General features: G+C 33.4%; 20 protein-coding genes. 7 read left to right on the top strand and 13 right to left on the bottom strand.

Annotated features, from left to right (window positions below; all coding sequences use genetic code 11):
* Positions 1-48: 48 nt before the first annotated feature.
* The 9 genes from AAON49_RS00610 to AAON49_RS00570 form a co-directional block, all read right to left on the bottom strand.
* Positions 49-807 carry an SH3 domain-containing protein gene (locus AAON49_RS00610; RefSeq protein ID WP_349551865.1) on the bottom strand — a complete coding sequence of 253 codons (759 nt, stop codon included), beginning with the start codon at positions 805-807 and terminating at the stop codon, positions 49-51.
* 1 nt (position 808) lies between these two features.
* Positions 809-2,527, bottom strand: a complete 1,719-nt coding sequence (locus AAON49_RS00605; protein WP_349551864.1) for a BatD family protein — start codon at positions 2,525-2,527, stop codon at positions 809-811.
* Between the two features lie 84 nt (positions 2,528-2,611).
* Complete coding sequence (locus AAON49_RS00600) at positions 2,612-3,412, bottom strand: tetratricopeptide repeat protein (RefSeq protein WP_349551862.1); 801 nt, start codon at positions 3,410-3,412, stop codon at positions 2,612-2,614.
* A gap of 8 nt (positions 3,413-3,420) precedes the next feature.
* Positions 3,421-4,461, bottom strand: coding sequence for a VWA domain-containing protein (locus AAON49_RS00595; protein ID WP_349551860.1), 1,041 nt, complete (start codon positions 4,459-4,461; stop codon positions 3,421-3,423).
* Positions 4,461-5,465 (bottom strand): vWA domain-containing protein, encoded by a 1,005-nt coding sequence (locus AAON49_RS00590; protein ID WP_349551858.1) that lies wholly within the window; start codon positions 5,463-5,465, stop codon positions 4,461-4,463. The genes AAON49_RS00595 and AAON49_RS00590 overlap by 1 nt, the downstream gene beginning before the upstream one ends.
* Positions 5,455-7,074, bottom strand: coding sequence for a hypothetical protein (locus tag AAON49_RS00585; protein WP_349551856.1), 1,620 nt, complete (start codon positions 7,072-7,074; stop codon positions 5,455-5,457). Before AAON49_RS00585 ends, AAON49_RS00590 begins: the two co-directional genes overlap by 11 nt.
* 4 nt (positions 7,075-7,078) lie before the next feature.
* Positions 7,079-7,948 carry a DUF58 domain-containing protein gene (locus AAON49_RS00580; protein ID WP_349551855.1) on the bottom strand — a complete coding sequence of 290 codons (870 nt, stop codon included), beginning with the start codon at positions 7,946-7,948 and terminating at the stop codon, positions 7,079-7,081.
* Positions 7,949-7,951: 3 nt separating this feature from the next.
* Complete coding sequence (locus AAON49_RS00575; RefSeq protein ID WP_349551853.1) at positions 7,952-8,281, bottom strand: hypothetical protein; 330 nt, start codon at positions 8,279-8,281, stop codon at positions 7,952-7,954.
* Positions 8,282-8,328: 47 nt separating this feature from the next.
* Complete coding sequence (locus AAON49_RS00570; RefSeq protein ID WP_349551851.1) at positions 8,329-9,318, bottom strand: AAA family ATPase; 990 nt, start codon at positions 9,316-9,318, stop codon at positions 8,329-8,331.
* A gap of 254 nt (positions 9,319-9,572) precedes the next feature.
* On the opposite strand from AAON49_RS00570, the gene AAON49_RS00565 reads away from it, so the two are divergent.
* The 4 genes from AAON49_RS00565 (at position 9,573) to AAON49_RS00550 (ending at position 15,393) form a co-directional block, all read left to right on the top strand.
* On the top strand, positions 9,573-12,440 hold the full coding sequence (locus tag AAON49_RS00565; RefSeq protein ID WP_349551850.1) for a TonB-dependent receptor: 2,868 nt from the start codon (positions 9,573-9,575) through the stop codon (positions 12,438-12,440).
* An 18-nt stretch (positions 12,441-12,458) separates the two neighbouring features.
* Positions 12,459-13,280 carry a hypothetical protein gene (locus AAON49_RS00560; RefSeq protein ID WP_349551849.1) on the top strand — a complete coding sequence of 274 codons (822 nt, stop codon included), beginning with the start codon at positions 12,459-12,461 and terminating at the stop codon, positions 13,278-13,280.
* Between the two features lie 12 nt (positions 13,281-13,292).
* Positions 13,293-14,048 carry a hypothetical protein gene (locus AAON49_RS00555; RefSeq protein WP_349551848.1) on the top strand — a complete coding sequence of 252 codons (756 nt, stop codon included), beginning with the start codon at positions 13,293-13,295 and terminating at the stop codon, positions 14,046-14,048.
* A gap of 70 nt (positions 14,049-14,118) precedes the next feature.
* On the top strand, positions 14,119-15,393 hold the full coding sequence (locus AAON49_RS00550) for a pyridoxal phosphate-dependent aminotransferase (protein WP_349551846.1): 1,275 nt from the start codon (positions 14,119-14,121) through the stop codon (positions 15,391-15,393).
* Here AAON49_RS00550 and AAON49_RS00545 read toward each other — a convergent pair whose 3' ends face one another.
* From AAON49_RS00545 to AAON49_RS00530, 4 genes are all read right to left on the bottom strand, one after another.
* Positions 15,394-16,152, bottom strand: coding sequence for a UDP-2,3-diacylglucosamine diphosphatase (locus tag AAON49_RS00545; RefSeq protein WP_349551845.1), 759 nt, complete (start codon positions 16,150-16,152; stop codon positions 15,394-15,396).
* Positions 16,153-16,302: 150 nt separating this feature from the next.
* Complete coding sequence (locus AAON49_RS00540) at positions 16,303-17,874, bottom strand: S41 family peptidase (RefSeq protein WP_349551844.1); 1,572 nt, start codon at positions 17,872-17,874, stop codon at positions 16,303-16,305.
* Positions 17,861-18,292 (bottom strand): deoxycytidylate deaminase, encoded by a 432-nt coding sequence (locus tag AAON49_RS00535; RefSeq protein ID WP_349551843.1) that lies wholly within the window; start codon positions 18,290-18,292, stop codon positions 17,861-17,863. Before AAON49_RS00535 ends, AAON49_RS00540 begins: the two co-directional genes overlap by 14 nt.
* A gap of 45 nt (positions 18,293-18,337) precedes the next feature.
* Positions 18,338-18,919 (bottom strand): HupE/UreJ family protein, encoded by a 582-nt coding sequence (locus tag AAON49_RS00530; RefSeq protein WP_349551841.1) that lies wholly within the window; start codon positions 18,917-18,919, stop codon positions 18,338-18,340.
* A gap of 251 nt (positions 18,920-19,170) precedes the next feature.
* Here AAON49_RS00530 and AAON49_RS00525 point away from each other — a divergent pair, with 251 nt between their 5' ends.
* The 3 genes from AAON49_RS00525 to AAON49_RS00515 form a co-directional block, all read left to right on the top strand.
* Entirely contained in the window at positions 19,171-19,740 is a 570-nt protein-coding gene (locus tag AAON49_RS00525; RefSeq protein WP_349551840.1) for a phage tail protein, read from the top strand.
* A 178-nt stretch (positions 19,741-19,918) separates the two neighbouring features.
* The gene (locus AAON49_RS00520; RefSeq protein WP_349551838.1) at positions 19,919-21,244 is read left to right on the top strand and encodes a YDG domain-containing protein; all 1,326 of its coding nucleotides are present in this window, start codon (positions 19,919-19,921) and stop codon (positions 21,242-21,244) included.
* An 11-nt stretch (positions 21,245-21,255) separates the two neighbouring features.
* Positions 21,256-21,659, top strand: a 404-nt coding sequence (locus tag AAON49_RS00515; protein WP_349551836.1) for a YDG domain-containing protein, incomplete at its 3' end; no start/stop codon positions are given.

The following is a 21,659-nucleotide window of genomic DNA, read 5'->3' as shown; positions in this document are numbered from 1 at the left end:
GAAAGAGCAAATATACGACAGAGAAAAGGTTAAATTGTTAAATTTATTTTAAAAAAAGTTCAACAATTTTAGGTCACTAGAAATAATCCATCCGATCTTTCCATCAGCAATTTTAATCTTCTTCCAATTGTCTACTGTGTCTAAGACTTTTACCTTGGTTCCTTCGTGTAATGTGAATACATTTTCACTGTTTGAAGTAGGAGCATTTTTAATTTCCGTTTGCTGAACAAAAATAATGGCTTCTACATTGTTATTAGAATAAGAATGTTCTTTGACTGTAAAAATAGAAGCAGTAATCAATAATAAAAAACACAGCATACTGGTTACAAAGAAGAGGCGCTTTCTTGATGGTGTATAAGCGAAGTAAAAAAGCAAAAATAAAATGGCTCCTATTATTGATAAAGACACAGAAACTATGGCCCATTCGTTATAGGAAAGCTTCTTAACAAATGATTCATCAATTTTTTGAAAAACAGATTTTGGGAGTTCTTCAATATTATCAATAGTTAGTCTTCTAGCAAAAACAAGGTTGTTTTGTGCATCATCATTTAAAGGGTTGATTAATAATGCTTTTTCATAATTGTAAATTGATGGAGCGACTTTGTTGAGTTTATAGTAGCAATTTCCTAAGTTGTAAAATAGTTCTGAAGAAATAACACCTAAACTTTCTATTTGGTCATAGGTAGCGATAGCTTCTTCGTATTGTTCTGATTTATACTGTTCGTTGGCTTTTTTGAATAACTCATCAGCAGACTGGGCAGATACAATCTGAGTTACAAACAACAATAAAACTAATATTCTATTCATGTTATAGTTGCTTATCAATTTGAGTGATTACTTGTTTTGCTGTTTCATAATCTTCATTCATTTCTACTACAGAAACAGGCGAATATCTGGCCATATCACAACTTTTAAACACATCTAAAAACGAATTGATAGATGCGGAATCTACACTTCTCTCTTCTAAAAGCTGAGTGATTTTTTCTTTACTGATATCAGATGTTTCTATTCGCAGCTTGGCTTTCAGATAATTATGAAGTGCCTTTTCTAAGGCGATATAAAATTCTTCTTTTTTACCTAATTGCTTCTTTGCTTCAGATAAATATTTTTTAGCCAAACGATCGGCTTTTCTTAGCTTATTTCCAATAATATCATTACTTCTTGCTTCATTTTTCTTAGCAATTACTATTCCTACTGGAATTAATAAAAGTGGAAGAAACAGAAGTAAGTAATAGGCATTTGTTTTGAAAAAATCGGTTTTTTCTATAGGAATAAATGAAGCTTTGGTTTGAATATATCTAAAGTTAGCTCCCGTGGTTACAACATCTTTTTTTGCAATAGAGTTTTTGTCAGAGTCAGTAACTAATTCTTTGCCTTCCAAAACCTCAACAAAAAGATCGTCAGAAGTAAGCGTAATATATTCTTTCTTCTTAGGATCGAAATAAGTAAACTCGGTATTAGGGATTTTGTACTTTCCTTTATACTCAGGAACAACAGTGTAATTTTTACTTATTTTACCACGTATTCCAGAAGGGCCTACACTTACTCTTTCTTTTTGTTCTGGTGTGAAAACCTCCAATTCGGAAGGTGTTTTAATTTCTGGAAGTTCAAATAGTTTTAAGTTTCCAATTCCACTAACTTCTACAGAGATTCTTGCAGATTCGTTTGATTTTAAAACACTTCTACTAGTAGTTACATTAAAATCGAATTTACCTACGGCACCATTAAAACTTTCAGGTTTACCATCTATAGGTAATTCTTTTGAGTTGATAAACTTCTTAGGAGAAGCAAATGATTTTGTGATATTTCTAGTGATTGGGTTTCCAAAGAAATCACCTCTTCCGGTAGGAACACCAATAATAATATCCATTTTCATTGGATCTATGGTAAGTCTCCCTGATTTGGTTGGAATGAGTAATGCTTTTTTTAGAACTACGTATCTGTATTGTTCTCCGTTATAGGTACCGTATTTGGTAATTAACCCATTAATTTTAATGTCTTGATTCCAAAAGCCATTATATTGAGGAGATTCTGTGACAGAAAAATCATTCACACTAATGTTTTTACTTACATACAATTTGTATTCTACATAAACACCTTCACCAACATATGGACTAGACTTTGATATCTCAGCCACTAAATGAACATTTTGTTGTGCAATATAATTAGGGTCATTAGGATCTTTTGGAATTTCTACAGCGTCTAAGACAATTACTTTTACCGGTTTTGATTTTAGGACTTTTCCGTTTAACTTAATACTTGCAGAAGGAATTGCAAATTCACCTTTTCTTTTGGGTTGGATGATATAGGTATAAGATTGAGAATAACTGGCTTTACCATTTCTCAAAGACTGACTAATGGACTGAATAGGACCACTAACGATTCTAAAGTTTTGAAAGTTAGGAGGAGAAAAATCATCCGCACCATGTTTATTGATGGCAAACTCAACTCTTAATCGTTGATTTACTCCTAGTTTGTTTTTACTAACTCTTGCTGTAAGTTGTGCTTCTTGGGCGTAGAAAGACATACTCATAAGAGTAAGTAGTATTACTGCAATATATCTAACCTTTTGCCTCATAGATATTCTTCAAATTCTTGGCAAATATAAAATTTACCAATCTTTTTCTTGTTTTACTTTTTTACCTCTAGCTTTTTTTGCGTTTAATTTTTTCTGAGTTTTTTTCTCTTCGTTATTCAAACTTTCTAACAACTGCTTAATTTGTTCCGGAGACATTCTTCCTTGCTGAGGTTTTTGTTTTTGTTTTTTCTTGTCGTTTTTGTTAGGATCTTGCTTCTTTTTATCCTTGTTCTGATCTCCTTTGTCGTTTTTATTTTTAGGATCTTTTTTGTCTTTATCGTCTCCGTCTTTCTTGTCTTTGTTTTTGTCCTTGTTCTTGTCCTTATTGTCTTTGTTCTTATCCTTGTTTTTATCTTTATTCTTATCCTTGTTTTTTTCTTTTTCTAGTAATTTTTGAGCTACGGCTAAGTTATATCTGGTTTCATCATCATTAGGATTGTTACGAAGTGAATTTTTATAGGCATCTACAGCGCCTTGGTAATTCTTACCCTCCATGTGTGCATTTCCAATATTATGAAAAGCTTCTGCTTTTGAAGGCTTATCTTTTGCAGATTTTGCTGCCAATTCATATTGCGGAATAGCTTCTTTGTAATTTTTACCTTGATACAAAGCATTTCCCATATTATAAGTTGCTTTGTTGTAAGTACTGTTTTTTCCTAAAGCTTTTTTATACGATACTGAAGCATCCGTATAATTTTTATCTTCATAAAGTTTATTTCCTTCTCTTACAAACTTTCTGGCTTCTCTTTGCTTAGCAATAGAGTCTTTTTGGGCAAAAAACACGCCAGAGGTTAGTAACATAACACAGGTTAAGATGTATTGTAAATTCTTCATAATTAGAATTATTTGTCCTCTTCATTAAATAAATCAACTTTTCTTAGCCATTTTGTTTTCTTGTCTAGCAAGAAAATGTCTAAAACTAAGAACAAAATACCGATTCCTAAAAACCATTGAAACTGATCTTTATAATCTGAAAATTGTTTTGTCTCAAATTCACTTTTTTGAGCATTTCCAATAATATCTTCGATGGTTTTTACAGGTTTGTCTGTTTTATTTCCATCGATATAACTTCCGTTTGCAGCATCTGCAATTCCTTGTAAAACTTCTGGTTTACGTTGAGTAATTACGGTTTCTCCTTTTCTGTCTTTTTTGTATCCTATTAAAGATCCATTTATTTTAAGTGGTATTGGCCCACCTTTTTCAGTTCCAACACCAATTGTATATACTTTTACGCCTTCATCGGCAATGTTTTGTGCTACTTGTTTAGTTTCTTCTTGATGATCTTCTCCATCAGAAATAATAATTAAAAAACGATTGGTTTCTTCATCATTATTATAATAAGTTTTTGCTAAGTCTAATGCTTCATTTATAGCTGTTCCTTGGCTAGAAACTAGATCTGGACTTGCGTTTTGCAAAAACATTTTTGCTGCTGCATGATCTGTGGTAATTGGCAACAATGGATAGGAATTACCAGCATAAATAATTACTCCAACTCTATCACTACCTAATTTATCTATAATTTTAGAGATAATCTGTTTTGATTTTTCTAATCTATTTGGAGCAATATCTTCTGCCAACATACTTCTAGACACATCTAGCGCAAACACAACATCAACTCCTTCTCTTTTTACTGTTTTCAACTTGGTTCCCATTTTTGGATTGACCAAGGCCAAGATTAAAAACGAAATTCCAATAATAAAAAACAACAACTTAAGAGTAGATTTAAAAACCGAACTGTTAGGCGCTAGTTTATTTAGTAAGACAGGATTAGAAAATTTACGTTGTGTTCTTTTTTTCCACCATAATACCAATAGAAAAACAACCACAATTACTGGAATTGCAGCAAAAAAATAAAAATATATAGGTTCGTCTATCTTGTACATTATATAAAACTTCTAAACAGCGTGTTTCTTAACAGAAATTCAAAAAGTAATAAACCTCCAGCGATGAATACAAAGATTCTGTATTTTTCATCATACTGGGTGTATTTAAACTCTTCGATTTTTGTTTTTTCTAACTTATCAATCTCGTCGTAAATGTCTTTTAATTTGGTATTGTTGGTTGCTCTAAAGTATTGTCCTTGAGTTTCCTCTGCAATATATTGTAGCAACTTTTCATCAATTTCTACTTGTTGTTTTCTAAATTGTAATTGACCGGTTCTTGGATCTTTGCTGTATGGAAAATCTGCGGTTCCGTTAGTTCCAATACCAATTGTATAGACTTTTATTTTTAATTCTTTAGCAAGTTCAGTAGCTGTTTTTGGATCTACAAAACCAGAGTTGTTAACTCCATCTGTAAGTAAAATAATGACCTTGCTTTTTGCTTCACTTTCTTTTAGTCTGTTTACTGCAGATCCTAGTCCCATTCCAATAGCGGTACCTCCTTCTAATTGTCCCCATTTAATATCTGAAATGGTTCTTTTTACAATTCCTTTATCACTAGTTATTGGGGTTTGTGTAAAACTTTCGCCAGCATATACTACAATTCCAATACGGTCATTAGGCCTTCTGTTTACAAAGTTGGTTGCAACAGTTTTTAGCGCTTCAAGACGATTGGGTTTTAAGTCTCTAGCCAACATACTAGCAGAAACGTCTATTGCCATAACAATGTCGATTCCTCGATTGGCTTTTATTTTTGTACTTACTGCAACATTTTGAGGCCTTGCTAATGCTACTAATAAAAAGGCAAGAGCCAATAGTCTAAAAATATAAAGTAAGGGTTTTAATTTTGGAAGAATAGAGCTTCCTGCTTTAAATCCTTTTACACTTGGTACAGTTAATAGGGCTGTATCTTTTTTTCGCACAAAGAAATACCAGATTGCTAGTAAAGGAATAGCAATTAGAAGCCATAAGAATTCAGGATTATGAAACTCAAAATTATTCCACATATGCATCGTCTATTTTTATCGAATTTAAAATTCGCTCTGCTATTTTCTCTCCATTTTCATCTCCCTGTTGATGAGCTACGATAACTGTCCAAAGTCTATTGTCTTTAGCCATAATAACAGCTTCATATTTTTTGTCAACTCCTTTTTCGCTGTAAGTTCCTGAGAGTTTAGCACCAGGAATGCCAACAGCGTCGTATTGTTCTACGTTTGATGTCACATTAGAGACTTCAGGCTGACTTTTCATTTTTTCAATAGCGCCACCCACAGCACCATCTAAACTTGTTTGTATAGTAGGAGCGTAGCTGCTAGTGAATACAATAATATCTAATTTATTGCCCCATTTAGAATAACCAAAACCACTCATAGATACAATTGAGTTTTTCACTTCTTCAGGAAGTTCTGGGTCCGGTTCTTTTTTTAATTCAACTGGAGTTTCAATTGTAATAGAAGGTAATCCATAAGTTTTAGTCATCCATTTACCTTCTGCTAATTCTTGGGTAGAAGCAGTGAGAAAGCTTCCAACCATTCTAGGGACAAAATTAGCAGCTAATACAACTAAAGTAACTGTAACAGCAGTTGTAATTACTTTTCTTCGATCGATTTTTTTCCAAGGACTTTTCTTTTCTTCTTTGGAATCAGAAACTCCAACAGGTTTTTGAGTAACAGTAGATTCTTGAATTTCAACGGTGCCTGTTTCTTCTTCAATAGCTTTTCTATACTCTTTTACTTTTGGACGAATATTATTGATTATCTGCTCTGCACTTTTTCTATCGCTTTCTATTTCATGAGCCATTGGTTTGGATTTAGCAAACTTAACCAAATCGGCATTTTTTAGGAGTGTATCAATATTAGAGATGGTTTCTTTGGCAAGACCAATCTCTTTAGATTTGTTTTGCGTGCTAACCAATTCAACTATTTCGCTTGAGGTTAATTCAAGTGTTGGGATTTCTATATCTCTGCCCAGATAGTTTCTTAGTATTTCTGTAAGCTCACTATAGTACTGCTTTACTTTATTGTTTTGCCAAAGCAACTTTTCATCTAATTCTTTAAGCTTCCCTATGGCTTCTTCGTAAGCAGCTAAAACAGGAACATATTCAACTTCTTCAGCTTCATTTTTCTTACGAGTTTTTAAATAATAAACAAGTCCTGCGATTAACAGAATACCTAGAATTACCCAGATTAAATAAGGCTTAAAATCGTCAAAGGTATAAGGCTCGCTCTGAATTGCCTTTATAGGAAACATCTTTTGTTTTGTAGTATCGATGGCTACCGTTGCAACATTGATTAGGATAGAATCTGTAATATGGGCTCTATTTCGGATGAAAATTTGTTGAGACGGAATGTAATATGCGCCACTATCAAAACTAGTAAGGAGATATTTTTTAATTAAATTGTTTTTGAAGGTGTCTATTTTTACATCTTCAACAACCTCTAATCCTTTTAAATTCTGAAGCTTAGGAATAATAACATTCGCTGTATCGCTTACAGATATTTTATAATAGAATTGTTCTCCAATTCTAATGTTGGTAGTGTCTACTTCTACTTTTACTTCTTGAGCAAAAGAGAAAGAACTGAGCAATAAAAAAAGGATAAGGATTTGTTTCTTCATCTATCTAACTTCCTTTGTGTTTAAAATACCCTAATAATTTTTTCACATAGCTTTCATCAACTCTGGTATTAATAGTTCCAGCACCACTTCTTTTGAATGTAGAGTGATAATAGTCAGACAACCTAAGCGCATTTGCTTTGTAGTTTCTTCTTGTAGTTTTTGAAGAGGTATTAATGAGTTGGACTTGATTGGTTTCTGCATCTAACATGGGAACCATCCCTAAATTTGGAATTTCTTCATCATGTTTATCGTAGACTCTAATTCCTGTAATATCATGTTTATTTCCAACTATTTTTAAGGTTCTTTCATAATCATCATCCATAAAATCAGAAAGCATAAATACAATTGCTTTCTTTTTCATAACATTACTTAAAAACTTAAAGGCTTCTGCAATATTTGTTTTTCTGCTTTTTGGTTTGAACTCTATTAGATCTCTAATAATTCTAAGTACATGACTTTTTCCTTTTTTAGGAGGAATAAATAGTTCTACTTCATCAGAAAATAGAATTAAACCAACTTTATCGTTATTTTGAATAGCAGAAAAAGCTAGGGTTGCGGCGATTTCAGTAACAGTATCTTTTTTAAATTGTTCTGATGTTCCAAAAAGTTCAGATCCAGATACGTCAACCATCAACATCATGGTTAGCTCACGTTCTTCTTCAAAAACTTTTACATAAGGCTCATTGTAGCGAGCAGTTACATTCCAATCGATGGCTCTTACATCATCTCCAAATTGATACTGACGAACTTCAGAAAATGTCATACCTCTTCCTTTGAAGGTAGAATGATATTCGCCTCCAAAAATATGATCGGATAACCTTCTGGTTTTAATCTCAATTTTCCGTACTTTTTTTAGTATCTCTTTGGTATCCATTGTTTAACTAATCCATTCAAGAGGTAAAGGCTCTAAGTTAAGCTCTTTGATTGTAGAACTCACTTTAACTTCAAGAACAGGAGCCTTTTCTATTGATAAATTTGTTTTTCTTTCTTTGTTAATAATTTTTAGAATTTCTTTCATAGATTTTTGCTTAGCAAGCAACAGATTATTTAAAATTTGATTTGATTCATTTTCGAAATCAAAACAGTTTACATGAAACCTTGGTTTCTTGTTTTGATAAATAATCCACTGTCCGTAAGCATCTTCTGTCAATTCTAAAATTTCCTTGTTTCCTGTTAAGGTTTTATACCTTGTTAATTTATATTTCATAGCAAAAATATTTTTTAAAGTATTTAAAGATTGTATGTTTTATAGTTCTAAGGAACTTCTATCTCATTAATAATAGAATTTATAATATCGATTGATGAAATGTTTTCAGCTTCAGCTTCATAAGTGATTCCTATTCTATGACGTAAAACATCATAAACTACAGCTCTAACGTCTTCAGGAATTACATAACCTCTTCTTTTTATAAAGGCGTAGCATTTAGCAGCTTTAGCAAGATTAATACTTCCCCTTGGAGAAGCTCCAAAACTAATTAAAGGCGCTAATTGACCTAAGTTATATCTGTCTGGATATCTAGTGGCAAAGATGATGTCTAGAATATATTTTTCGATTTTTTCATCCATGTAAACCTCATTAGTTGCTTCCCTTGCTTTTAGAATTTGATCAATAGAAACTACTGGATTTACATTTTCAAAACCTCCGTTTAAGTTTTGACGCATAATAGTTTGCTCATCTTCTAATTTAGGATAATCAATTACCGCTTTTAGCATAAAACGGTCTACCTGCGCTTCAGGTAGTGGATAAGTTCCTTCTTGTTCAACGGGATTTTGAGTTGCCATTACTAAGAAAGGTTCATCTAATTTAAATGTTTCATCTCCGATAGTAATTTGACGCTCTTGCATGGCTTCTAACAATGCAGATTGTACTTTAGCAGGAGCACGGTTGATCTCATCTGCTAAGACAAAATTTGCAAAAATTGGTCCTTTTTTAATAGAAAAGTCATTTTCTTTCACATTATAAATCATCGTACCAACAACATCAGCAGGTAATAAATCTGGGGTAAACTGAATTCTACTAAAACTCCCTTGAACAGCTTTAGATAAGGTGTTTATAGCTAAGGTTTTTGCAAGTCCGGGAACTCCTTCTAGTAAAATATGTCCATTTCCAAGAAGACCTATTAATAATCTTTCTATCATTTGCTTTTGACCAACAATTACTTTGTTCATTTCAGAGGTAAGCAAATCAACAAAAGCACTCTCTCTTTCTATTTTTTCATTAATTACTCTAACGTCTACATCCATTTTAATACGAGGTTTTATCAGTTTAAAATTGAAAACAAAGCTACAATAATAGGAATTTTTACATTGTTAAAGATAGGTTAAAGGTAAAAGAGGTTTTTCATCCTATAAAAGGAGTAAAATATAAAGCACTTAACATATGTTAAGACACGTATTTACACCTAATAAGCAGGCTTTCTTAATATTAGGTTGTTAAAATCTTGTTTTTGTGGAAAAAATAAGCAACATTTGTGGTTTAATCAATCAACCATATTTATATGAAACACAATGACTTTTTTAAAATTTTCACGGTTGTATTTTTATTCTTGGGGGCAGTTTCTTTAAACGCTCAAACAATAAAAGGTAAGGTAACTGACTCTAGCGGAGAGGCATTATCTTTCATGAATGTCGTGGAAAAAGGAACTACGAATGGGACTACCACAGATGAAAATGGTGAGTTTTCATTAAATGTACAGCAATTGCCTACTACGATTGTTGTATCCTCATTAGGATTTAAAACTACTGAAAAGAAAGTTACAGACACTAGCTATATTACAATTGTGCTAGAAGATGATAATGTAGCTTTAGACGAAGTAGTATTGGTAGGTTCTAGAAATAAGAACAGAACTGTTGCAAATACACCAGTTCCTATTGATATTATTGATGTTTCAGAATTAGTTAGTGCTGGACCACAGATTTCTGTAAATGACATATTAAATTATGTCGCTCCCTCATTTACATCTACTACGCAAACTATTTCTGACGGAACAGATCATATCGACCCTGCCTCTGTAAGAGGATTAGGACCAGATCAAGTTTTGGTATTAGTTAACGGAAAAAGAAGACATAACTCTTCTTTAGTTAATGTAAATAGTACAGTTGGTAGAGGTAGTGTTGGAACAGACATGAATGCTATCCCAGCTTACGCTATCAAAAGAATTGAATTATTAAAAGATGGAGCTGCTGCTCAGTATGGTAGTGATGCCATTGCAGGAGTTATCAATATAGTTTTGAAAGACAGTGAAGGATTTGAAATTTCTGTAAACACTGGTTCAAACTGGGGAAGTGAAACAAACAATCAAACCGGAGGTATTGATGGAGAGAACTTTCAAATCAATGCTAACTATGGTATTCCTTTAGGAGATAAAGGTGGTTTTATCAACTTTACTGGAGAGCTTTCTACTAGAGCTCCTTCTTCAAGAGCTGGTAAAGATGGTTTTTCTGGAACAATCTTTAATGCAGCTAACTCTATTGAGTGGGTTGGATTAAATAGTGGTTTAGGTTCTGATATTACGGCTTATTCATTATCTGAAATTCAATTTTTAGCTCAAGGAGTTACGCATTTTGATTTAGGATTAAAAAATCAAATTAGTGCGGCTGCTTCTATTGCAGATTTACAATCACTTTTAAACTTTGATACAACTGATGCAGAATTAGGTGTAAGAAGTTTAACAAGACAAGATTTTAGCATGAGAGTTGGTCAATCTCAATTAAGAAACGGAAAATTCTTTGCAAATATGGAATTCCCTGTTTCTGAAGATATGGAGATCTATGCATTTGGAGGAATTAGCTATAGAAGAGGTAATGCAGGAGGATTCTACAGAAGACCTGACCAATCAAGAGCATTTACTGGATTATATCGCGCAGGATTCTTACCTGAGATTAACAGTGATGTGAAAGATAAATCATTTGCAGTTGGAATTAGAGGAAAGCAAGGAGACTGGGATATAGATTTCAGTAATACTTGGGGAGAAAATTCATTTGACTTTACAATTAGCAATTCAAACAATGCTACTTTATTAAATAGTTCTCCATTAACAGCCTATGCTGGAGGATTTTCTTTTTCTCAGAACACAACAAACTTAGATGTTTCTCAATACTTTGAAGATACGTTTGAAGGATTAAACGTTGCATTTGGAGCTGAGTACAGATTAGAAAATTATAACATTTTCCAAGGTCAAGAAGAGTCTTGGGCTACTTATGATATAAACGGAAATATTTGGGACGGTTCTGCTGCAACTCAAGTATTAGATTTCTTTGGAAGAGCAAGACCAGGAGGAATTCAAGTATTCCCTGGGTTTAGACCAGAAAATGAAAGAAATGCTCACAGAAACAGTTATGCTTTCTACGCAGATGTAGAAGCAGATTTATCAGAAAGTTGGTTAGTTTCTGGAGCTGTAAGATATGAGAACTATAGTGATTTTGGTTCTACTTTAAACTGGAAATTAGCAACAAGAGTTAAGTTAAGTGATAACATTAACTTTAGAGCTGCAGCAAGTACAGGATTTAGAGCACCTTCTTTACACCAACAAAACTTTAACGCTACAAGTACTAACTTCATCAACGGTATACCTAATGAAGTTGGAACATTCTCTAACGATAGTAGAATTGCTAATATCTTAGGAATTCCTCAATTGAAAGAAGAAGAATCTTTTAGTGCTAGTTTAGGATTTACAGCTAAAATTCCTGATGCAAACATTACATTAACAATTGATGGATTCTATACAGGAATTGAAGATAGAGTTGTATTAACAGGAAACTTCTCTAGACCAAGTACAGCTGGAGAGTTACAGTCGTTATTTGATCAAGCAAATGCAACAAGAGCACGTTTCTTTGCAAATGCTATCGATACTGAAACAAAAGGAATCGATGTTGTTGTTTCTCACAGAACTAATATTTCTGACTTGAGATTAACTAGTGATTTCGCTTTCTCTTATGCTAAGACTAATAGAGTAGATGATATTCATGCTTCTCAACAATTAGCTAGTCAAATAGACACTTATTTCGGGGAAAGAGAATCTTACTTCTTAGAATTGGCTCAGCCTAGAGTTAAGGCAAACTTAAGCCACTTACTTCAAGCTGATGACTGGAATGTATTCTTTAGAAATTCTTTATTTGGATCTGTATTTAATCCAGATGGAGCACATGAAGAGTTTAGTTCAAAAATAGTTACTGACCTTTCATTTGGTTACGATTTTACTGATAACTTATCGTTAACTGTAGGTTCAAGCAACATATTTGATGTATATCCAGATGCTACACCTGCTAACTTAACTAGTGGAAATAACTTTATTTATCCACGTGTTACTTCTCAGTTTGGTATCAATGGTAGAACAGTATTTGCTCGATTAAACTTTAAACTGTAATTCAAAAAAACTAAACAAATGAAAAACTTAAAATATATCATCTATTTCTTCACTTTAGCACTGGTTTTTTCCTGTGGTGAAGATGATGTAGATAGTATCACAAACGACGGTACTTTTACCGATAGCAGACACGTATTTGTAGGCTTTACGGACGCTAATAATAATTTTACAGCTACCGAAAGTGATGCAGTTACGTATACGATATCAATGAATGAGCCTTTAACATCTGATGCAGTAATTACATTGCAAATGGTGTCTTCTGACGGATCTGTTGAAGCTACTTATGACAATACTGTAACTATTCCTGCAGGACAAACTTCTGTAGACGTTACTGTTACTATGGCTGACGACGGAGATGCTGATGATGGACTTGAAACGTATACATTAACTATTACTGATGTTCAGTATACATTAACTAGTACTGTGTACCTAACCTTAGGTGACACTTCAAGAACTATTAGCGTATTAGATCTTTTAGAAACTATAGCAGGTGATGTAACGATTACATTAACTTGGACAGACGGAGGAAGAGACATGGACTTGTTCTTAGTAACAGGAATGCAAGACTTAGGAGGAACAGTTGTTGATTCTAGTCTTGGAGTTACTACTACTGAGATTGTTACTTTCCCTAGTACTGCTGCTGAAGACGCAGATTTTAGTGTTTGGACTCAAGAATGGCCTTCTTTTTCTGGAGGACCAGTAGATCTTACTCTTACAGTTGATTTCCCAGATGCACAGCAAAAAGTATACAACATTACTGTAACAGCAAACAGCTGGCTTTTAGGAATAAGAAAAACAACTATAGGTACAACTTTAGCGTATACTCTTACACAATATTAAAAAATGAAAAACATGAAATATATATATAAATTAAGCTTACTAGTTTTAGCTGTATTTACTTTTACAGCTTGTGCTATTGATGATGATGATCCAGTAGTAAGTGCAGAAAGAGACTTGGCAATAGGACTTAATAGAACAGGTGTTATTTCTGTACCTGATAATACAACAGAGTATAATTTAGGAGTGAATTTTACAGATGTAATTCCAGAGTTATCTAGACTTTTTTATACTGTTGATGGAGTAGAACAAACACTTACATTAAATTCAGGAGCAAGTACTGCTACAATTCCTGTGACATTTACTGCTGCTGAAAATGTTCATGAGATAGTATTAACAGGATTTACTATTATTAATGGAGCAGCTCAAAACATCAATGCAGTACTTTCTAGTAATACAACTGCTACTATTGCTAAGCAAGGAGCTTTTATAGCTACAATAACTTGGCCGGGAAGTTCAGATTTAGACGTTGGATTACAGCCAATGACTGCTACTTGGGCAGATACATTTGCTTGGATTGATACTAGTTTAGGTGTTACCAATACAGAAGTTTTAGAAGGATCTCCACTTGCAGATGGAAACTATGCAATTTATTTCCAATATTTTGGAGCCTCAGCTCCAGAAGATGTAAATGTAAGTATGGTAACTGGTGCAGGAATACTAAGTACAGATATTAATGTTACTGCCGATGGAAACGCGATTTGGTTTACAAAAGAAACAGATGCCAACGGTAATGTATCTTATACAATTTTCACACAAGATCCAGCTTAAAATTTAAGTTCGATATAAATTTAAAAGAGGCTGGTTTTACCAGCCTCTTTTTTCTTTAATAAAACAAAAAATGAAAATAAATAAAGACATTTTTAGTTTAAAACCTTCAGCTACGCTAGAAATTAATGAAAAAGTAAAAGCATTACGAAAAGAAGGAAAATCAATCAACCATTTTGGATTTGGACAATCACCTTTTCCAATTCATCATAAAATTGTTGATGCTTTAAAAGAGCACGCTAACAACAACCATTATTTACCTGTAGATGGTTTGGATTCTTTAAGAGACTGTATAACTAGGTTTTTGCTAGAAAACCAAGCCATAAAAACATCTAAAGAATCTATTTTTATTGGGCCAGGTAGTAAAGAATTACTTTATCAATCCATTTTAATTTTTGAGGGTCATTTTTTAATACCTAAAGGAAGTTGGGTGAGTTACATTCCACAAATCAAATCTAAAGGAGGTACATACTCAATTTTAGAAACCTATATTGAAAATGATTTTAAACTAACAGCTGAAACATTAGAAGAGTTCATTAATAAAGGCACAGAAAATAAACAATACATACTTATTTTAAACTCACCAAATAACCCAACAGGAGCCATTTATTCTGAGTCTGAATACCAAAAATTAGCTGATGTTTGTAAAAAATACGGACTAATCGTTTTATCTGATGAGATTTATTCTCAAATCAATTTTGACGAAAACTATGCAACAAGTATTTCTAAGTTTTATCCTGATAAGACTATTGTTTTTGGAGGTTTGAGCAAAGTATTCTCTGCTGGAGGATACAGATTAGGCTATATGGTTTTACCTCACGAACTTAAACATTTGTCAAGAGTCTATCGCTCTTTGTTTAGCGAAACCTTTAGCTGTGTGGCTTCACCAGTTCAATATGCAGCAATTGAAGCTTATAAATATTCAAATGATATTAAAGAATATGTGTCAGATTCTTCGTCAATTTTATCTGGAATTTCTTCGTTTATTTTTAAAAACTTAACCCGTAATCAGATTACTTGCACCAATCCAAGAGGAGCTTTTTATATGATGGTTGGGTTTGATGAACTTCAAGAAAGAATAAATGCTTTGGGAATTCAAACAAGTAAAGAATTGTCTTTGTATTTGTTAGAAAATTATCAAGTAGCTTTGCTACCAAGTTCAGATTTTGGTTTTGAAGATAAGGAGCTGTTTTTTCGTTTGGCTTTTGTAGATTTTGATGGAAAAAATGTGATGAAAGTCTATCAAGAAAAGAAACAAATCACAGAAAATTTCATTAAAGAGAATTGCCCAAACATCTACAAAGGAGTAGAACGGTTAATTAAATTTGTAAACGACTTACAGGAATAACTAAAACTCTTTTAGCTTAAAGGTTTTCATAAATTCTCCGTAAGTAAAATATTGAATCCAATCACCAAGATTTAAGTACTTGCTTTTTTCATTTAAATCTATTTCTAGAGGTAAATGCCTATGGCCAAAAACAAAATAGTCATAATGTTTTTGAGATAGTTTATGATTACAGTATTGAACCAACCACTCGTTTTCATTGCCTAAAAACTTAGCGTCTTCATCACCTGAAATCAATTTGTTTTTTACGGAAAAATAATGACCCAACTTCATACCCCAATCTGGATGTAGCCATCGAAACAACCATTTAAAAAATGGAAAAGTAAACACTTTTTTCATGCGTTTATAACCTTTGTCTCCAGGACCCAATCCATCACCATGACCAATAAGGAATAGTTTGTTGTTGATTTGAAATTCTTGAGGTTGATGAAAAACAGGAATGTTTAATTCTTTTTCAAAATAATCACGCATCCAAAGATCATGATTACCTACAAAAAAATAGATAGGAATTCCTGCATCTCTAATTTCAGCAAGTTTACCTAAAACCCTTACAAATCCTTTTGGAACAACTGTTTTATACTCAAACCAAAAATCGAAGAGATCTCCCAATAGAAAAATTGCCTCAGCATCTTGTTTAATGGTATCTAACCAAGAAACAAATTTCTTTTCTCTAGGCAAACTAGCCTCATAAGTTGGCGCTCCTAAATGCTGATCTGAAGCAAAATAAATTTTCTTGTTTTCAGAAGTCTGAATTGTAATCATTACTGCAAAAGTACATGAATTTTTTCATAGAGAAATTCACAAAACCTAAAATGAAAAAATTATATGGACTAACAAAGCGGTTCTTGATATGAAACTAAATTTTCCATTTTTTATGGAATAAAATTTAGTTTACTATAGAAAAAAGTAACGCTATTTTTTAGAATCTAATTCTAAAACCTTTTGAAGCATTTTATCGTTGGTATGAATAATTCTGTAAAAACCAACATCACCAAAAAGTACATTTGCAATAGAGGCTTTTACATACATCCTCAAGGTTTCTATAGTACGATAAGAATTTCTTCTGTTAAGTTCTTTAATTTTTGATAGATAGGATTGAAAAACAATATCGTCTTTGTCAAAATTTTCAACAAAGTCATCTAAGGTCCAACGTTTGGTCATCTCTCTGCGATTTTTATCTACATAATCAAAGGCAAAATTATTGACAGTTCTAAAGTAGAAATTGTTTAAAAGAGCAGTAGTATCTACAGCAACAAAAACATCAGGAATAATTCCACCACCACCGTAAACGATCTTTCCTTTAGGGGTTTTAAATTGTAAAGAGTCTACAACAGGAATACTGTCTTGATTAAGTAATTCACCACTTCGAATTCTTTTTTGATAATCGTTATAATAACTGTCGTCACCATTTTTAGAGTAAGGTTTTTGAATAGATCTTCCAGTTGGAGTGTAATATCTAGCTGTAGTTAATCTAACAGCAGAACCATCACCTAAATCCATTTCTATTTGAACCAATCCTTTACCAAATGAACGTCTTCCAATAATAGTTCCTTTGTCGTTATCCTGTAAAGCTCCAGCAACAATCTCAGAAGCCGATGCAGAATTTTCATCAATAAGAACATAAAGCCCCCCATTTTCAAATTCACCTCTTTTAGAAGCAAAAGATTTTTCTATTTTTCCTTTGTTGTTTTTGGTAAAGACAATCAATTTATCATCTTCTAAAAACTCATCAACTATTCTAGCAGCAATGTCAACAAATCCTCCACCGTTACCTCTAAGGTCTAAGACTAAATCAGTCATACCTTCGTTGTTAAGGTCGGCCAAAGCAGCTTTAAACTCTCTATACGTATTTCTGGCAAAACGATCTAATTTTATATAGCCAATATGATCATTCATCATATAAGAAAGATCTACACTTTTGATATTAACATCGCCTCTTTTAAGATTAACTGTAAACAAAGAATCGTTGGTCTTTCTATAAATCTGTAGTTTTACATTGGTGTCTGGTTGACCTTTTAAAAACTTAGGCACATCATTACTGGTTAAGTTTCTTCCAGATAAAGTGTCTTTATTGGCAGCAATAATTCTATCACCAGCTTTAATTCCAGCTTTGATACTTGGCCCTCCTTTCATAGGTTGAATAACAGTAATAGAATCGTTAATCATTCTAAACTGAACGCCAATTCCTACAAACTTCCCTTGCATATTTTCTTGAACGGCTTGTAGATTTTCTTTTGGTATGTATACAGAATGAGGGTCTAATTTCCCAAGCATTTGTGTAATAGCATCATCTAACAAGTTATCTGTGTTAACATCGTCTACATAATCGCGTTCGATGTAATCCATTAAACGCTTGATTTTAGCTTCGTTTTTTGAACTGCTTGTAAGAGACAACCCGTTAGAACTGCCACTAAAAAAAGTGCCGATTAAAATCCCCAGAACAGTGGCCAGAGAGAGGTAAATAGGAAAATTATTCTTGTTCATCTATAGGTAAATACAAAAGTTCAACACCAGCTTTTTCTAAAAATTCTAAACCACTTGTATCTCTGTAAGATCTTGAATACACAATTCGTTTGATTCCGGCTTGATGAATCAATTTACTACATTCTCTACAAGGAGATAAAGTAATATACAAGGTAGAACCAACAGCAGACTGAGTTGAGGCTGCTACTTTTAAAATAGCATTCGCCTCGGCATGTAGCACTTCCCATTTGGTTAAACCATCCTCATCTTCACAGCAATTATCAAAACCTGTAGGAGTTCCATTAAAACCGTCAGAAATAATCATTCTTCCTTTTACGATCAAAGCACCTACTTGTTTACGCTCGCAATGAGATAATTTTCCCCATTCAAAAGCCATCTTTAGATAAGCTTTGTCGTATTTCAATTGTTTAGAATTCATGAAAGCTAAAAATACAGAGATTTAAAAAATAAGAACGTTAAATCTTTACCAAAAAACACGCTCAATCATCATTGGAATTGTAAAACCTATAACTATTGCAGAAGTTACCAAAACCCAATCTCGCTTCGATACTTTAAAGAAATTTTGTAATACAGCACCAATTGCTAAAATTCCAAAAACAATAATAACTTGTGAGAGTTCAATACCTAGGGCAAATTCAAGCAAAGGAAATAGTTTGTCCTCTTCTTTTCCAATCATCAAACGGAAATAATTTGAAAAACCTAAACCATGAATTAAACCAAAGAACAATGCAAAGAACCAATTTAATTTTTCTCTCCCTAAAGAAGCTTTATTTACACGAACAACATTAGCAACTCCTGTAATAAAAATAGTAACAGGAATTAAGAATTCAATAATCTCAACTCGAATATTAATAACCCCATAAGCAGCTAAAGCAAGTGTTAACGTATGTCCAACTGTAAAAAAAGTAATCAGCCATATTGCTTTTTTCCACTGATTAAAACTGAAAACGACAGCTAAAACAATTAAAAATAGAATATGATCATAAGCACTAAAATCTAGCACGTGTTTTAGTCCTAATTCTATATATAATCTGAAATCATCCATGGTATAAATTTGATAGCATCAAATATATAAAAGAGGATTGAAAAAATACTTGTAAATATATTTACAGGTACTTATACCTGTTTTGTTGATTGCGTATTTACTTCCTAGAAAACCTGAAATCATAAAGTTAAGTTTGATACCCTTCGGTTTAATGTCCGTTTTTTATTTGAAAAAGAGGAGGATTTTATTAACAAACCAGAAGGTTAACAATACTTGAAACTTTATTTATTAACCATTAAATATTTTACACTATGGATCCAATGTTGGCATCAATTATGATTTTCGCAGGAAACTTTGCTCCAAGAGGCTGGGCTTTCTGTGATGGACAATTACTTGCCATTTCTGCAAATAGTGCGTTGTTTTCTTTATTAGGAACAACCTACGGAGGAGATGGAAGAACAACTTTTGGTCTACCCGATTTACGAGGTAGAGCGGCTATAGGACCAAGACATGGTCCAGGATTATCAAATTACGCTTTAGGGCAAAGAGGAGGAGTAGAAACAGTAACGTTAAACTTACTTCAAATTCCTTCTCATACACATTTAGCAACAGTTACTGAAGGAAGCGCTACAATTCCTGTAAATACTACAGATGGAGACGCAGATTCAACAAGCCCTGCAGCAGGTGTTTTAGGAAATACAGGAGACGATTTGTATGCTTCTGGTACTCCTAATGGAAGATACCCAGCAGTTGCTCCTGTAGCTGGAACTGCCGTTACAAATTTACCTTCTGGAGGAAATCAATGGCATACAAATGTTCAGCCATATTTAGCTATTAATTATATCATTGCTTTACAAGGGTACTTCCCGTCTAGAAGCTAATAGCATTTAATATATTAGAATTCTATGCCAGAAGGTTACTTCTGGCATTTTTATTTTAAAGCAGGTATAAACACCTGTTTTTTTTGAATTCATAACCGTTAACATGAAGAAATTTATTGTTTTTTTACTAATTTTAGACTCCCTCTTACAATTAAAGTTATAACTAATCAAACACACTATGAAGAACATTACTCGTGTTATTTTATCGTTAGCCCTTACAACATTTTTTTATGGCCAAATTTATTCGCAAAATCAAAACGGTTCTATAGATGCACCTGGAGACATTGCTTTTGTAGCTTATCATGCTGATAATGGAGGGGCTGATCAAGAAGATGGTTTTTCCTTTATTCTTTTAGATGATGCTCCACATACAACAGCAATTCGTTTTATTGATGAAGAATGGGATGGGTCATTACCAACACCTGCATTTATTGATCTTGTCAATGAGGGAGAGGTTTTATGGCAAAACCTAACAGGAGCTACAATTAGTGCTGGTACAGTAATTACGATTACTGATGCTGATGGATCTGGAACAGCAGCCAATATTGGAACCGCAACTGAAGATGAAAATGGATTTAACCTTGGATCATCTGAAGACTTTTTTGCAATTATTGGAACTAGAGCTTCCCCAACAGCCTTTTTAACAGCCCATGATGGAAATGATGGAAATACTCTTGACCTTAATGGAACATCATTAACAACTTCTCAAGTTTTAACAACAACAGGGCAAGGAAGATATACAGGGTCTACTACTTGTAATAGCTCTATTGGAGATTGTTTGGATCAGATATATAACACAACCAACTGGACTTTTGGAGAATATACACATAGTGGAACAGTAGTTTCAGATTTTACAGGAAGTGCTTTTTCAAGTTGCGCAGCCCCAACAGCACAGGCAACAGGAGGGACGTTTGGTTCAGAAACAAGTTCTACGTTAAACCTAACAAGTTTTATAGCGCCAGCAGGAGGAGCCACAGGATATGCTATTTATATTAATGAAGCCAATAGTTTTACAGCACCCAGTGATGGAGATGAACCTACAGCAGATACAAGTTGGAATGATTCCGGTCAGCAACCCATTTATTTTGGAACTTCGGCCTCACCCAATGTTACCGTAACAGGATTAGACCCTGGCACAACATATTACTTTCAGGTTTATGCTTACAACGATTGTTCAGGAACAGAGACTTACGAAACTACAGGACTTAATATAAATGATACAAGTGCATTAGGTGTTTTAACGATTACAGGACTTACAGGAAATGATAAAGTATATGATGGAACTAATGTAGGATCAGCTACAGGAACAGCTACTCTATCTGGAGTAGCCTCTGGAGCTAATAATGTAACTTTAGGAGGAAGTCCAGTATTTACATTTGCAAGTGCGAATGTAGGAACAGGTATTACGATCAATACTTCAGGATACACAATAAGTGGAACCGATGCAGGAAAATATACCTTACACAACCCACTTTATCAGGAGATATCACAGCTGCTACATTAACTGTAGTAGGATTGACAGGAGATAATAAAGTTTATGATGGGACGACAGCAGGATCAGCTTCAGGAACTGCTACTTTAAGTGGAGTTATAGGAGCAGATGATGTTGTTTTAGGAGGAAGTCCAGTGTTTACGTTTGCGAGTGCAAATGTAGGCACAGGAATTACGATCAATACAAGTGGATATACAATAAGTGGAACTGATTCAGGAAACTATACGTTAACACAACCCACTTTATCAGGAGATATCACTTCTGCTACATTAACTGTAGTAGGATTGACAGGAGATAATAAAGTTTATGATGGCACGACAGCAGGAACTGCTTCAGGAACTGCTACTTTAAGTGGAGTTATAGGAGCAGATGATGTTGTTTTAGGAGGAAGTCCAGTGTTTACGTTTGCAAGTGCAAATGTAGGCAC

This window comes from Pseudotenacibaculum sp. MALMAid0570, from assembly GCF_040151415.1.
GTDB lineage: Bacteria > Bacteroidota > Bacteroidia > Flavobacteriales > Flavobacteriaceae > Polaribacter.
Note: the sequence above shows the minus strand (reverse complement) of the source record. Positions and strands in the feature narration are given on the sequence as shown.